Origin of the sequence: Pseudomonas sp. 31-12 (assembly GCF_003151075.1) — a bacterium.
In the GTDB taxonomy this organism is placed as follows: domain Bacteria; phylum Pseudomonadota; class Gammaproteobacteria; order Pseudomonadales; family Pseudomonadaceae; genus Aquipseudomonas.
The window spans coordinates 3062901-3076212 of the sequence record NZ_CP029482.1 but is presented as its reverse complement, the minus strand read 5'-3'; the positions used below and the strand labels follow the sequence as shown (position 1 = coordinate 3076212).

Sequence of the window (13312 nt, the reverse complement as noted above, 5' to 3'; positions counted from 1 at the left end):
TCGCCACAAAGATTGCGATCAATAGTCAGTGGACACCGACACTTCACGCCACGTCTGCAACTCTTCGGCGACAAAGGCGTTCTTGGCTTCGATCGCCGCGACGCAGTCACTGCCCAGTGGCAAGCGCAGCGGTGCTTTTTTCGCTTCCACCAAAGTGATCATGGTCTGGGCGAGCTTGTCCGGGTCGCCCGGTTGATTCAGGGTCACGGCTTTGGCAATTTTGCGGACCTCGCCCGCCGTGCCGCCGTAGTCGGCAATCGTCGACGGGGATTCGACCAGGGAATTGCCCTCGAGGAATTCGGTCCGGAAGTAACCAGGCTCAACCACGGTGACTTTGACACCCAGCGGCGCCAACTCGGCGTGCAGCGCTTCGCTCAGGCCTTCGACGGCAAACTTGGTCGAGCAGTAGACGCCAAAGCCAGGCCCCGATGCATAACCACCCACCGAAGACAGGTTGATCACATGCCCACTGCGGGTGGCGCGCATGTAGGGCAGAACGGCGCGAGTGATATTCAGCAAGCCGAAGACGTTGGTTTCGTACACCCGGCGCACTTCATCGGCGCTGGCTTCTTCCACCGCGCCCAGCAAACCGAAACCGGCGTTGTTGACCAGCACATCGATGCGCCCAAAGTGCTCGATAGCTGCCTTGGCAACCGCAATGCCTTGGGCTTCGTTGGTGACATCCAGGGACACCGCGAGCAACGCGGGTTGCGTGCCAAAACGTTGAGTGACGCTGCTTGCATCACGGGCAGTAGCCACCACCGCGTCGCCGTTGGCCAAAGCCGCTGCGGCAATCTTGGCGCCGATTCCGCGGGAAGCGCCAGTGATAAGCCAGACACGTTTGAAGGTGTGGGAGGTGGTCATGATCGAGTTCCTTGTTTGGGTTGGGGTGAGCACAAGGTACGCAGGAAGATTGGTCGGAAAAATGCCCTCGTGTTACAAGCACTATGAAACTGTCTTTCATAATGGCGGCTTTATGAATCACGATCCTTTCGACGGTTTGACCGAGTTTCTGGCGGTGGCCGAACACAAAAGCTTCACCCTCGCCGCTACCCGGCTGGCGGTAACACCCACGGCGGTCAGTCATGCGATCAAACTGCTGGAACGGCGCACCGGCGTGCTGCTGTTCCAACGCACCACCAGGCGCGTGGCATTGACCGAAGCCGGCGCCAGCCTGTTCGCCCGTTTGCGCCCGGCAGCCAATGAAATCGATGAAGCCCTGGCAGTGCTCAGCGGTTTTCGCGACCAGCCGATGGGCACGTTGCGCATCACCGCCCCGCGCCTGTCCGGCGCCTTGTTGATCGAGCCGTTGATGCCGCTGTTCCGTCAGGCTTATCCGCAGGTCAGCCTCGACATCTCCCTGGACGACGCGACGGTCGACCTCATGGAGAGCGGTTTCGATGCCGGGATCCGGCTGGGGGAGTCCATCGAGAAAGACATGATCGCCGTGCGCCTGACGCCGGACCTGCAATGGTCGGTGGTGGGCTCGCCGGCGTACTTCGCCAAGGCCGGCAAACCGCTCAGCCCGGAAGACTTGACCCGTCATGAGTGCATCGGCTTCCGCTTTGCCAGTTCCGGCAGCGCGCATCGCTGGGAGTTTCGCCGCGACGGGCGGGACTTCACGGTGGGCGTCGAGAGTAGCGTGCTCGTCAATGATCGCAAGCTGCTGGTCTGCGCCGCCCGGAACGGGCTCGGACTGGCTTACGCCTGCAATCTGGAGATCATCGACGAGCTGGCGAACGGTCAGCTGGAGCCGGTACTGCAGCCGTTTGTGCCGCTGAGTTCGGCGTTGTACCTGTACTTTCCCAGCCGCACCCAGACTCAACCGAAACTGCGCGCCTTTATCGATATGGCCACGCAGTGGATCGCCGATCGCGGTGCGCTGGGACGTTAAAGCCTCGGTTTGAGCAAGATGCCGGTGTAGTGCAGGAGAAACAGGCCGAAAGCACTGCCCCACAGCAGCGCCGAAAGGCCTAGACCGAACCCGGAAAACGGCACCAGAAACACCCGGCTCAACGCGGCGATCACCAGCAACGCAAACCCCAGCACCACCGTGTTCGACGGCTGCAACAGGCGCCCGGTATGACCCAGGCTGACCCGCGCGATCATCGCCAGGATCAACCCGCCGATACCGCCGACCGCCAAGGCGTGCGTGGCCAGACTTTGCTGCGGCATCAAGCCCGCGTGCCACAACGCCATCGCCAGCGCGGCAACCACCAGCCAGGCATACGCGAGGTACAGCGACCAGAGCAGCGGCACGCGCCAGAGACCCCGATCATGCCAGCGCCACAAGCGCAGCAGATGCAGCGCGCCCATCAGCAGAAATAAAGCAGCCAGCCAGGGTTTGGGTGCATCGTTCAACCCGCCAGCAAAGGACATCGCCGCGAGCAGGCTGCTGAGCAGCAATAGTTTGGTTGGCAGCGGATGAGCCGCACTGGCCGTTGGACGGTTCAAGCCGCGCTGAATGAAGAAGGGAATGACCCGGCCACCGATCACGGTCATCAACGCCGCCACCAGCCATAAGGCCGACAACACGCCATGCCGTTGCAGGACTGCGTCATCAATCGCAATGCCCCACAGCGTTATGCCCTGACAGCCGGCCATCAGCGCGATCACCAACAGAATCGGGTAGTTGTCGCGCTTGCCGGCGGCCACCAGATCCCGTCCGATCGCCCAGGCCAGCAGTGGAAGAAAAGGCACTTGCGAGGCCAGCAACAGGCTATCGGAAATGGGCAGTAACCAGGCCAGTCGCGCCAGCAGCCACACTAGCACCAACCCCATTAGCGGCCAGCCGTTTAGGCCGGGACGCCCTGTCCAATTGGGCACTGCAGTCAGCAAGAATCCGGCGATGATCGCCGTGGCAAAACCAAACGGCATTTCATGCCGGTGCCAGGCCAGCATCCCGCCCACAGGCTGCGCGCCGGGCAATCGGCCGAACAGCCAAAGCGCCCAGATCGCCACCGCGATCGCAGCGAATCCGGCGCCTGCCAGAAAGAACGGTCGAAAGCCGAGACTGAAGACCGGGGCAGCAGCGAGTCTGCGCATCAGGCCACAACCCTTACCAAGCCTGTGCCCAAGCGATGCTGGGCCAGCAGGCGCATGACATAGCCGATCTTGAGTAAGGTCGGGCCGATGATGGTCATCGCATGCATCGACACCAGCACCACGATGGGCAGGTGGCCGTTGTAGAGGTATGCGCCGTAGATGCCTGCCAAAAGCAGCGCCAGGCCAGCGCCCAGTACACGACTCGACAGGTGCAGAACGTTCTGAGGATTGCTGAAGAAATCGAACATTTTTCCGTACTCCCGTAGCAGTTCAGTTGTACGTTTTACTTATCAAGTCTCGTGCCAGTTTTTTAGTCCTTGTAAATCAGCCCCCTGAAGCAGTTCGAGTCATATCGACCATTTTCAGAGATAGTCAGTATGACTACTACATTTGTCATTTAGACTCGATCACACCTATATCTGAGGGCCCATGTCGATCTACGGTCCAGCCAATCGCCTACAAGCTGGCTACGCTGATAATCCAGCATGAGTAACCCGTAGAGGAGCAAACCACCATGCAACGTGTGCAAAAACTGACTCCCTGCCTCTGGTTCGACACTCAGGCCGAAGAGGCCGCGAAGTTTTACTGTTCGATCTTCGATCATTCGAAAATCACCGCCATCACCCACTACGGCAAGGCTGGCCAGGAGGTTCATGGCATGCCTGAAGGTTCGGTGCTGACGGTCAGTTTCGAACTCGATGGACAGCCCATGACGGGGCTCAACGGTGGCCCGTTATTCACGTTCAGCGAAGCGATTTCCTTTCAGGTCAACTGCCAGACCCAGGAAGAAGTCGATTACTTCTGGGGCTCACTTTCCGCCCATCCGGAGAACGAGCAATGCGGTTGGGTCAAGGACAAGTTCGGCCTGTCCTGGCAGATCGTGCCGGTCGCGATGATGGACATGTTGAAAGACCCCGACACGAAGAAATCGCAACGGGCCATGCAAGCCATGATGCAGATGAAAAAACTCGACATCGCCGCCTTGCAGCGAGCCTTTGACGGCGAGAGCTAATACACTCCGGTGCTGGCCTGCCGAGGACACTCACGATGAAACACACCGTTGCCAAAGACGCTGACACAGCCCCCCGCTTCTGGCGCGACGATGCCCTGCCCTTCATCGAAGCCCGCTCTATCGCCGACGGCCGTGAGGTCTGCTACACCCGGCATTCTCACGAGCATTTTTCCATCGGTGCGATCACTGCCGGACGTAGCACTTACCTTCATGAGCAAGCGCAGTTCGAGGTCAGCGCCGGCAACGTGGTGTTGATGAACCCCGATGACGTCCATGCCTGCAATCCGATCGACGACCAGCCGTGGTCGTACCTGATGCTGTACGTCGAGACGCCCTGGCTGACCGATCTGCAACACCAGCTCGGCTTCAGCCAGGACTCGGCATTCCGCCGGTTTTCCATCACCCACACTCGCGACGGCAACCTGTTCGCCGGCCTCAACAGTCTGTACGAAATCCTGGTGGATCCCCTGCAGGACGTGTTGTGCAAACACAGTGCGGCGGTGGAGTTTTTTACCGAGGTGCAACAGCGGCTCAACCCGATCGATCAACCGCTGCGCGAACCCAATTTCAAGCTGGAACGGGCGGCGGATTATATTCGAGACCACTGCACGCACCCGCTCAGACTGGAAGATATTTGCGAGGCCGCGCAACTGTCGCCGTCCTATCTCATTCGTGCCTTCAAGCAGCATCACGGCATGACGCCCCACGCATTTCTGGTCAACCGGCGTATCCAGTTCGCCCGTGATCAATTGCGCAACGGCAAGTTGATTGCGGATGTGGCACTGGAAGCGGGATTTGCCGATCAGGCGCATTTTCAGCGGGTGTTCAAGCAGCATCTGGCGGCCACACCGGGGCAATATCGCGGCTGATCAGGGCATCAAAAGGTACGCAGCACTCACCGCCAGCAGCAACGCCATGATCCGGTTGAACAGGCGCATGCCCGCAGGATTACTCAAGTAACCGCGCAAAAAAGTGCCGGCATACGCCCAACATCCGACGGATACGTAGCAGATCACCAGATACACCGCAGCAAACTGCCAGACCAACCGCGCCTCGCCGTCCGCGACGAAGGCGCCCATGCCCGCCACGCACGCCAGCCAGGCTTTCGGGTTGAGCCATTGCATTACCGCGCCGTACAGCATCGACGGCGCCCGGCGCGACTCTTTCGCGTCGATGTGGCCGTCGTCCGCCGCCAGTTTCCAGGCCATGAACAACAGAAACGCCACGCCGGCCAGTTGCACCACCCGCGTCAGTGCCGGCCACAGCCGCAATACCTCATGCAACCCCAGGCCCATCAGCACCAGCAGTAAAACGAAGCCCAACGTGGCGCCGGCCACATGCCGCTGACTGGCACGAAAACCGAATTGCGCCCCCGAACTCAACGCAACAATGTTCACCGGCCCGGGCGTTATCGAAGCGACCAACGCAAACGTCGCCATGGAAATAATCAGACTCATCGCACACCTTCTTCAATTCAGGAAAACCAGCGCTCAAGGTACTGAGCGCCCTGCCCTGCGTATTGAAGAAAACTGCCTAATCATCCTCATGCAACTTGATGCCCCGAGCGTGCAGCAGATGAGGCACGATCAACACCAACACCGTCAGCGCAAGGAATGACGCGGCAATGGGTTGGGTCAGAAAGATCATCCAGTCACCCTCGCTGATGGACAACGCGTTGCGCAGCTGCTTTTCCGCCATCGGCCCCAGCAGCATGCCTACGATCACCGGCGCGACGGGGAAATCGAAACGCCGCATCAGCACCCCGCCCCAACCGATTGCCAGCATCAGCAGCAGGTCGAACGAAGAGTGGCGCATGCCATACACGCCGATGGTGGCGAACACCAGAATGCCGGCGTTCAGGTACGGTCGGGGAATCTGCAGCAGCTTGACCCACAACCCCACCAGCGGCAGGTTCAACACCAGCAGGATGACGTTGCCGATATACAGCGAAGCGACAAGGGTCCAGACCAGATCGCCCGAGGTCTGGAACAGCATCGGCCCCGGTTGCAGGTTGTAGTTCTGGAACGCGGCCAACAGGATCGCCGCCGTCGCGGAGGTCGGAATACCGAGCGTCAGCAGCGGCACCAGAGAACCGGTGGCGCTGGCATTGTTGGCTGCTTCGGGTCCGGCAACACCCTCGATGGCGCCCTCACCCTTGTTGCCCGCGAACTCTTTGGGAAACTTGCTCAGTTTGCGTTCGGCGGAATAGGACAGGAAAGTTGGAATTTCAGCGCCACCGGCCGGAATCGAACCAAACGGAAAACCGATCAGCGTACCTCGCAACCAGGCAGGAACGGAGCGTTTCCAGTCCGCGCGGGTCATCCACAAAGACGTCAGCCGGTGGCGGCCCGACGCCTCTTCTTTTTGATACAGCAGGCTGTACAACGCCTCGCCCACGGCAAACAAACCGACCGCCACGAGCACGACTTCGATGCCATCCACCAACTCCGGAACACCCAGGGTGTAGCGGGCAATGCCCGAGGTCGAGTCCAGGCCGATCAAGCCGATCGTCAGGCCAATCCCCAGCGAAGCGAACCCCCGCAGCATCGAAGCGCCGAGCACCGCCGACACGGTGGTGAAGGACAACACCAGAATCGCAAAGTACTCCGCAGGACCGAACTTGAGCGCCAGCGTGGCAACGATCGGGGCAAACAAGGTGAGCAGAACCGTGGCGATGGTGCCGGCGATAAACGAGCCGATCGCCGCTGTCGCCAAGGCCGGCCCTGCCCGTCCGTTACGGGCCATGAGGTTGCCTTCCAGGGCCGTGACCATGGACGACGACTCTCCGGGGGTATTGAGCAGGATCGAGGTGGTCGAACCACCGAACTGCGCGCCGTAATAGATACCAGCGAACATGATCAGCGCCCCGGTAGGGTCGACCTTTGCGGTGATCGGCAACAGCAGCGCAACGGTCAGTGCCGGTCCGATCCCCGGCAAGACACCAATGGCCGTGCCGAGCAAGCAGCCGATAAACCCCCACATCAAATTGATCGGCGTCAGCGCAGCGGCAAAACCGACGGCCAGGCTTGAGAGAATATCCACCGTGTTTATCTCCTTGGGCCGGGGTCAGAGCCAGGCGTTGATCAGGGGCGGCAGGGAAACCCCGAGCCCGGCGTTGAACAGCCAGTAGATCGGCAGCGTCAGGGCAATGCCGATGGCCAGGTCCCGCACCGGACGGCGACTGCCAAAACCCCGGGCCGAACAGGCAAACAGCAACCCGGCCGCCAGGACGAACCCGATGAGGTTGATCAGCATGGCCACGGCCACCAGTCCCGCCGTCACCCAGCCCGCCCCGAGTTTGCCGCCGGGCAGCGCTTTCGCGGACTCGTCATCGTGGTCCGCCAGTTCGCGAAAACCACCGGTCACGGCCTGAAAGCACAGCAGCACACCGACCACGCCGAGGAACACCGCTAACGCGTAGGGATAGACATGCGCACCGAGGATGACGAACCCCATCTCCTCGGGAAAGCCATAGGCGCCGAGCGCCAGTACCGCACTGATGGCGACCACACCCAAGCCGATCGCCAGTTGTACCGGCATGATTCGACGAGACGGGTTCATTTAATCAGCCCGACCTCGACCAGCATTGCACGCAACCGCACATGCTCCTGGTCGACAAAGGTGCCGAACTCATCGCCGGTCAAGACGTTGGGTGCCCATTTATTGGTCTCGACGTTCTTCTTCCAGCCTTCGCTATTGGCGGCGGCCACGACGGCGTCGGTCACTTCCTTGCGCTGCGCTGGAGTAAGGCCCGAGGCACCGTAGACACCGCGCCAGTTGCCGATAATCACGTCATAGCCACTCTCTTTCAGGGTCGGCGCATCAATGTCGGCAATACGCTCCGGTGCGCCGATGGCAAGCACACGGAACTGACCGTTCCTGATGTATTGGCCCAGTTCGGCATAACCACCCGTGATCACTTTGATCTGGCCGCCCAGCACCTGAGCAACGACTTCCCCCCCGCCGGCGAAGGCGACGTAATTGACCTTATTGACAGGGATTCCCATTTTGCTGGCCAGATCGGCGATACCGATGTGATCGATCGAGCCCTTGGAGCCACCGCCCCAGGTGATGCTGGACGGTTTGTCCTTGAAGGTTTTCAGCAAGTCGTCCAGGGTTTTGAACTCGGACTCCTTGCGTACCGCAATCACGTTGTATTCGGTAAACAGCCGGGCGATCGGAGTCACGTCCTTCAAGGTGATTTGCGGTTTGTTCTGCTCAATACCCGCGACCATGATCGCGCCGACCACCAGTAGCGCATTCGGATCGCCCTTGGTGCTGTTGGCAAATTGCGCCAGCCCCAACGTGCCGCCTGCCCCGCCCTTGTTCTCGAAGGTGACGGATTTTGCGGCTTTGGCCTCGACCAGAGCTTTGCCCAGGTCCCGTGCGGTCTGGTCATAGCCGCCACCGACGGAGCCTGGGGCCATGAACTTGACGGTGTCCAGCGCAAACGCGGGTGTAGTGAGCGCGGCAGCCGTCATGGCCACTGCAATGGAGCGACGGAACAAGGCGAGCATATGGAGTCTCCCGATATTGTTTTTATGGGTTTCGATTGAATCTCGCTCAGGAGCAAACCCTGCTCACTGAACATGCGTCTGTGAACAAGCGTAGGTCATGCTTGTGTTTGGTGACGCCCTTCGCTCAGCTGAATGCTTTACGAGATCCTTCGGCGGCGTGACGATCAGGCTGTAGACCGTCAGGTAACAATCGTGGCCCTGCTCACCGGTGCCGAAGCGGATGGTTTCCGGCTTCGAGGTGGTGACGTAGAGCGTGCCGAACATCCAGTCCCAGAGAGAAAGGTTGATTCCAAAGTTCTTGTTGATGTGTCGAGGCGCGTCGCTGTGGTGAGTCTGATGCTGGCTTGCTCGCGAAGAACGATAACGCGGTGTACTTGCAGTCATCCGGCTTTGGCTTGATATGGCTCCGCTATGTGTAAGCCCCCACCACCCGCTTCACTTTCTCCAGCGCCACGCCAAGCGCGCCCATGTCCACCGAGCCCAACGCCAGGCGGATCGCGTGGGGCACATGGACAGAAGTCGCGAACGGTTCTGCGGTCGATACCGCGACGTGCTCACGCATCAACGCCATGGCGATCTGGTCGGCCCGCGCGTCTTCCGACAAGGGCAGCCAGATGAAGTAGGAGGATGGATGGCGCACGAAGTGCAGGCCGGCCAGGTGCTGGTCGGCCACGGCTTGCCGGGCCTGGGCGTCTGCGCGCTTTTGCGCCTCAAGCAGGCTGACGGTTCCATCATCGATCCACGCGCAGGCAATCGCCGTCAGCACCCCGGGGGTATTCCAGGTGGTCGCCCGGATCGTTCGCTCCAGTGCGGGCACCGTTTGCAGGGGCGCTGCAACAAATCCGACGCGTAGCCCGGTGGCGACGCTCTTGGAGAATCCTGAAACGTACAGCGTTCTTTCAGGCGCCAGTTGCGCGATCGGTGGCAGCGAATCCTCTGCCAGAAACGCGTACGCCGCGTCCTCGATGATGTGCAGGTCGTGCTTGCGCGCAATGGCAACGAGGCGCTCGCGTTGATCGGCGGCCATCACCCAACCCAGCGGATTGTGCAGCGTCGGCATGGTGTAGACCGCACGCACGGAACGACTTCGGCAGAGTTTTTCGAACGCCTCCAGATCCGGCCCGGTGTCGGTGCCGGGAATGGGCACGACTTCAAGGTGCAGCGTTTCGGCCAGCACCTTGAACCCCGGGTAGGTCAAGGCGTCTGCCGCGATCACATCACCGGGTTGCAGCAACGCCATCAGCGCCACTGTCAATCCGTGCTGAGCGCCACTGACGAGCAACACCTGCTCAGCCTGCACCGTCAGCCCCCGCGCAACCAGATGACGCGCGACCGATGCCCGCTCATGCGGGCGCCCTGCATGCGGCTGGTAGCGAAGATGGGATTCCAGATCGCCGGACAACGCGAGCTGACGCAACGCATTGCGCAGCAGATCGGCCTGCCCCGGCACGGACGGATAGTTGAAATTGAGGTCGATCATCCCCGCCGCAACATTGGGCTGGTGAATGCCCAGGCTGGGCGGCAGCGAAGTCTCCCGTACGAAAGTCCCGCGCCCCGTTTCGCCACTGACCAGGCCCATGGCCTCCAGCTCTGCATAAACCCTGCTGGCAGTGACCAAGGCCAATCCATGGCTGGCGGCAAGCAGGCGATGCGTGGGCAAACGCGTACCGGGCGGCAAACGCCCTGAACGGATATCGGCTGCAAAGGCATCCACCAGCGACTTGTACCGGGAGCGAGGCATATGGGAAATGTATCCATGACAATTTTTTGATTGTATCGATAGTCGGTCATACGATGCGCCTCATGCAACCCGACTGAGTGAGCCCAAAATGGAACGTGCCTCGAAGCTGCAAAACCAGACCATGGAAAAGAACACCAGCGGCTTGATCAACGGACTCATCGGCGTGCTGATCTTCAGCGGTTCGCTGCCCGCGACACGGGTGGCCGTCCTGGAATTCGACCCGGTCTTTCTGACCGTGGCCCGCGCCACCATCGCCGGCGTGCTGGCGCTGTGCATTCTGTGGCTGTTCAAGGAAAAGCGGCCAGCGCGACACCAGTTACTGCCCTTGGTCATCGTCGCGTTGGGCGTGGTGATCGGGTTTCCGCTGCTGACGGCGCTGGCACTTCAGTACGTGACGTCCGCGCATTCCATTGTCTTCGTCGGCATGTTGCCGCTCGCGACCGCCGCGTTCGGTGTACTGCGCGGTGGCGAGCGTCCCCGGCCGGCGTTCTGGTTCTTCTCGGTCCTGGGCAGCTTGCTGGTGGTCGGTTTCGCCGTGTCCCAGGGACTGACCGCCTCCCCGGCCGGCGACATCCTCATGCTGCTGGCCATCCTCGCCTGCGGCCTCGGCTACGCCGAAGGGGCGAAGCTGTCCAAAACCCTGGGCGGCTGGCAGGTGATTTCCTGGGCACTGGTGTTGTCGTTGCCGGTGGTGGCGCCGCTGACCTGGTGGCTGAAGCCCTCTTCGTTCTCCGGCATCAGCGCGCCGGCCTGGTGGAGCCTGGCGTACGTGTCGCTTTTCAGCATGCTGATCGGCTTCGTATTCTGGTATCGCGGACTGGCTCAAGGAGGGATTGCCGCGGTTGGGCAGCTGCAGCTGCTTCAGCCATTTTTTGGCTTGGCGCTGGCGGCTACGTTGCTTCACGAGCAGGTTAGTCTCGGCATGCTGGGGGTTACTGTTGCGGTGATTTTGTGTGTGGTGGGTGCGAGGAGGTTTGCGAAGTAAACCGCCGGTGACTGATGAAGCCGGACGGTGTTGCGGGCAACAAAAACCCCCAGTGATCGGCAGGCCACTGGGGGTTTTCTTCGCGCTTAAAACGCCGCGAGTCGCTGCTAAGCCATTTCCGACCCTGATTACCAGCCAAATATCAGTAGCCCATTACCACAGCAGACCGCACCTACTTAGGCAGATCAACTTTATCCAACACCCGGTTCGCGGTGATCTCCGCCATCATGATGCTGTTCGAAATACCCAACAGCGCGTAGCGCGACTCACCCTCCAGATGATCCACCAACTGGTGCACCATCACATCGACCGAGGCCAGGGTCTCGACCAGATAAACCGCCAGGGTTTCGGCCGTGGCCTCGGGATCCACGGAAAACAGGGTGCTGCGGGTTCGCGGGATGGCCTTGATGTCGGCGCTCGATGGGAAATGGAAGTCGAGCGCTCGCTCGGCGGCATCGTTGAGTTTTTTGGAATCGGTGGATTCGTAGGGGGAAACGTCGTCCGTTTCCGGGGGATTGGGCGTGGCTTTGAACATGGTGTTGCTCCTTGATTAGTGGAGCCGCCACCGCTCGCGGTCAAACGAATAGAGGTGGCAGCTGTACGCGGGTTGACCGACCGGAAATCAAGGCATCCGGCACACCCGAAGATGTCCCACGCACAGCCACCGCAAAAAAGCCGGACGCTTTTCTTGGGCACTGGTACGCCTTGATTGAATCGGACGGTCAAATCCGGACGCTGAATTGGCAGCGACCCGGAAACGATAGAGGCCCGGCCCTAGGCGCACAAGCCGGCGGATTCTGGCGCAGCCGTAGGCAACGGCGCAAGGATTTGTAGCTTTCAGGAAGTAAACTTGATGGCGTTTAAACAAGCGCTCTCAAACCTGTTGAATGAACGGGGCGCACTCACCACGAGCAACAAAAGTGTACGGCGACTTGCGTCCACCGCTGTACGGGGAATGCCACCCGGGTCCCATGATAAAAGTACCGTTCTCGTTACCAGAGACCTGTCATGGACCTCGCCACGCTGACGCTGTTTCTCCCCGCCTGCTTCGCCTTGAACATGGCGCCGGGCCCGAATAATCTGCTGTCGGTCAGCAACTCGACCCGCTACGGCTACCGCATCTCGTGCGTGGCCGGGATCGGGAGGTTGCTGGCGTTTGCCGGGATGATTGCCTTGGCGTCGGCCGGGTTGGCGGTGGTGCTGCAAACGTCCGAGTTGCTGTTCTATGGCATCAAAATTGTCGGCGCGGCGTATCTGTTTTACCTGGCGTGGCAGTTGTGGCGCGCCGATCCGGGGGCCGAGCAGGCAGTGACGCGGGCGTCGGTTGGCGTGTTGGCGTTGGCGCGACAGGAGTTTCTGGTGGCGGCCGGCAATCCCAAGGCAATCCTGATCTTCACCGCGTTCCTGCCCCAGTTCGTCGACCCGACCCGCGCGGTGGCACCGCAGTTCGCGCTGCTCGGCGCGTTGTTCCTGATGCTGGAATGGATCGCCATCAGCGCCTACGCCTACATGGGCCTGCACATGCGCCGCTGGTTTGCCGAGCCTCGGGGCAAGCGGATATTCAATCGTTGCTGCGCCGGGTTGTTGTCGGCGGCGGCTTCGGTGCTGTTGATGGCGCGCCGCGCCTGAGTTCCAGGGCAAACTTTCCGGTGGAGCCGTCGCTCAGCTCGTCTTATGCCTCGCTTCGCGAGCCATTTTTCAGAGCAAGTCTGATACAGTCGCCCCCCTTTAAATTCGTTGACAGGGAGTCAAGCATGGCAAAGCCAGCTGCACGAATTACCGACCCAACCAATTGTCCCATCCCGGGGCACGGTTCCAAAGCTATCGCCTCCGGTTCTCCTGATGTGTTCTTCGACGGTCTTGCAGCCGCTCGCAAAGGTGACACGTGTACCTGCGGTAGTGCGCTAGCCTCGGAAGTGTCCGGCACCGTGTTTAGTGCTGAAGGGCGTAGGCATTGGGATGGAGTTCGTGCTTAAAGCGGACGAAGCTATTGACCGGGGAGCGTTCGACGC

14 protein-coding genes and 2 pseudogenes are annotated in these 13312 nt (G+C 60.7%); 6 read left to right on the top strand and 10 right to left on the bottom strand.

Annotated elements, in window-relative coordinates; genetic code table 11:
* Positions 1–18 precede the first annotated feature (18 nt).
* Entirely contained in the window at positions 19–864 is an 846-nt protein-coding gene (locus DJ564_RS14555) for an oxidoreductase (protein ID WP_109630506.1), read from the bottom strand.
* A gap of 112 nt (positions 865–976) precedes the next feature.
* On the opposite strand from DJ564_RS14555, the gene DJ564_RS14550 reads away from it, so the two are divergent.
* On the top strand, positions 977–1894 hold the full coding sequence (locus tag DJ564_RS14550; RefSeq protein ID WP_109630503.1) for a LysR family transcriptional regulator: 918 nt from the start codon (positions 977–979) through the stop codon (positions 1892–1894).
* On the opposite strand, the gene DJ564_RS14545 is transcribed toward DJ564_RS14550, so the two are convergent.
* On the bottom strand, positions 1891–3045 hold the full coding sequence (locus tag DJ564_RS14545; protein ID WP_109630498.1) for an NnrS family protein: 1155 nt from the start codon (positions 3043–3045) through the stop codon (positions 1891–1893). The genes DJ564_RS14550 and DJ564_RS14545 overlap by 4 nt on opposite strands.
* On the bottom strand, positions 3045–3293 hold the full coding sequence (locus DJ564_RS14540) for a transmembrane sensor/regulator PpyR (protein ID WP_109630495.1): 249 nt from the start codon (positions 3291–3293) through the stop codon (positions 3045–3047). The genes DJ564_RS14545 and DJ564_RS14540 overlap by 1 nt, the downstream gene beginning before the upstream one ends.
* 266 nt (positions 3294–3559) lie before the next feature.
* On the opposite strand from DJ564_RS14540, the gene DJ564_RS14535 reads away from it, so the two are divergent.
* Together DJ564_RS14535 and DJ564_RS14530 are read left to right on the top strand one after the other, a co-directional pair.
* Positions 3560–4057 (top strand): VOC family protein, encoded by a 498-nt coding sequence (locus tag DJ564_RS14535; RefSeq protein WP_109630493.1) that lies wholly within the window; start codon positions 3560–3562, stop codon positions 4055–4057.
* Positions 4058–4092: 35 nt separating this feature from the next.
* A complete protein-coding gene (locus tag DJ564_RS14530) occupies positions 4093–4926 on the top strand; it encodes an AraC family transcriptional regulator (RefSeq protein ID WP_109630490.1) in 834 nt (277 codons plus the stop codon).
* On the opposite strand, the gene DJ564_RS14525 is transcribed toward DJ564_RS14530, so the two are convergent.
* The 6 genes and pseudogenes from DJ564_RS14525 to DJ564_RS14500 form a co-directional block, all read right to left on the bottom strand.
* On the bottom strand, positions 4927–5514 hold the full coding sequence (locus DJ564_RS14525) for a LysE family translocator (RefSeq protein ID WP_109630487.1): 588 nt from the start codon (positions 5512–5514) through the stop codon (positions 4927–4929).
* Positions 5515–5590: 76 nt separating this feature from the next.
* On the bottom strand, positions 5591–7099 hold the full coding sequence (locus DJ564_RS14520) for a tripartite tricarboxylate transporter permease (protein WP_109630484.1): 1509 nt from the start codon (positions 7097–7099) through the stop codon (positions 5591–5593).
* 24 nt (positions 7100–7123) lie between these two features.
* The gene (locus tag DJ564_RS14515) at positions 7124–7618 is read right to left on the bottom strand and encodes a tripartite tricarboxylate transporter TctB family protein (protein WP_109630481.1); all 495 of its coding nucleotides are present in this window, start codon (positions 7616–7618) and stop codon (positions 7124–7126) included.
* A complete protein-coding gene (locus tag DJ564_RS14510) occupies positions 7615–8574 on the bottom strand; it encodes a tripartite tricarboxylate transporter substrate binding protein (protein ID WP_109630478.1) in 960 nt (319 codons plus the stop codon). Before DJ564_RS14510 ends, DJ564_RS14515 begins: the two co-directional genes overlap by 4 nt.
* A 63-nt stretch (positions 8575–8637) precedes the next feature.
* Positions 8638–8919 (bottom strand): annotated as a pseudogene (locus DJ564_RS14505) (sterol desaturase family protein); the annotation flags it as partial.
* A gap of 64 nt (positions 8920–8983) precedes the next feature.
* A complete protein-coding gene (locus tag DJ564_RS14500; protein WP_109630473.1) occupies positions 8984–10315 on the bottom strand; it encodes a PLP-dependent aminotransferase family protein in 1332 nt (443 codons plus the stop codon).
* An 88-nt stretch (positions 10316–10403) separates the two neighbouring features.
* Between DJ564_RS14500 and DJ564_RS14495 the strand changes: the two genes are divergently transcribed.
* Positions 10404–11300 carry a DMT family transporter gene (locus tag DJ564_RS14495; RefSeq protein WP_109630470.1) on the top strand — a complete coding sequence of 299 codons (897 nt, stop codon included), beginning with the start codon at positions 10404–10406 and terminating at the stop codon, positions 11298–11300.
* 172 nt (positions 11301–11472) lie between these two features.
* Here the strand turns inward: DJ564_RS14495 and DJ564_RS14490 are convergent, their stop codons facing one another.
* On the bottom strand, positions 11473–11835 hold the full coding sequence (locus tag DJ564_RS14490) for a DUF6124 family protein (protein WP_109630467.1): 363 nt from the start codon (positions 11833–11835) through the stop codon (positions 11473–11475).
* Positions 11836–12308: 473 nt separating this feature from the next.
* Here DJ564_RS14490 and DJ564_RS14485 point away from each other — a divergent pair, with 473 nt between their 5' ends.
* Positions 12309–12929, top strand: a complete 621-nt coding sequence (locus DJ564_RS14485; RefSeq protein ID WP_109630464.1) for a LysE family translocator — start codon at positions 12309–12311, stop codon at positions 12927–12929.
* Positions 12930–13054: 125 nt separating this feature from the next.
* A pseudogene (locus tag DJ564_RS14480) lies at positions 13055–13234 on the top strand (PAAR domain-containing protein); the annotation flags it as partial.
* Positions 13235–13312: the final 78 nt, after the last annotated feature.

Bases quoted from the DNA above. Each gene is read 5' to 3' on its own strand.
- DJ564_RS14555 (WP_109630506.1), bottom strand. From the start codon at position 864: ATGACCACCTCCCACACCTTCAAACGTGTCTGGCTTATCACTGGCGCT.
- DJ564_RS14490 (WP_109630467.1), bottom strand. From the start codon at position 11,835: ATGTTCAAAGCCACGCCCAATCCCCCGGAAACGGACGACGTTTCCCCC.
- DJ564_RS14485 (WP_109630464.1), top strand. From the start codon at position 12,309: ATGGACCTCGCCACGCTGACGCTGTTTCTCCCCGCCTGCTTCGCCTTG.
- DJ564_RS14535 (WP_109630493.1), top strand. From the start codon at position 3,560: ATGCAACGTGTGCAAAAACTGACTCCCTGCCTCTGGTTCGACACTCAG.
- DJ564_RS14550 (WP_109630503.1), top strand. From the start codon at position 977: ATGAATCACGATCCTTTCGACGGTTTGACCGAGTTTCTGGCGGTGGCC.
- DJ564_RS14525 (WP_109630487.1), bottom strand. From the start codon at position 5,514: ATGAGTCTGATTATTTCCATGGCGACGTTTGCGTTGGTCGCTTCGATA.
- DJ564_RS14540 (WP_109630495.1), bottom strand. From the start codon at position 3,293: ATGTTCGATTTCTTCAGCAATCCTCAGAACGTTCTGCACCTGTCGAGT.
- DJ564_RS14515 (WP_109630481.1), bottom strand. From the start codon at position 7,618: ATGAACCCGTCTCGTCGAATCATGCCGGTACAACTGGCGATCGGCTTG.
- DJ564_RS14530 (WP_109630490.1), top strand. From the start codon at position 4,093: ATGAAACACACCGTTGCCAAAGACGCTGACACAGCCCCCCGCTTCTGG.
- DJ564_RS14500 (WP_109630473.1), bottom strand. From the start codon at position 10,315: ATGCCTCGCTCCCGGTACAAGTCGCTGGTGGATGCCTTTGCAGCCGAT.
- DJ564_RS14545 (WP_109630498.1), bottom strand. From the start codon at position 3,045: ATGCGCAGACTCGCTGCTGCCCCGGTCTTCAGTCTCGGCTTTCGACCG.
- DJ564_RS14495 (WP_109630470.1), top strand. From the start codon at position 10,404: ATGGAACGTGCCTCGAAGCTGCAAAACCAGACCATGGAAAAGAACACC.
- DJ564_RS14510 (WP_109630478.1), bottom strand. From the start codon at position 8,574: ATGCTCGCCTTGTTCCGTCGCTCCATTGCAGTGGCCATGACGGCTGCC.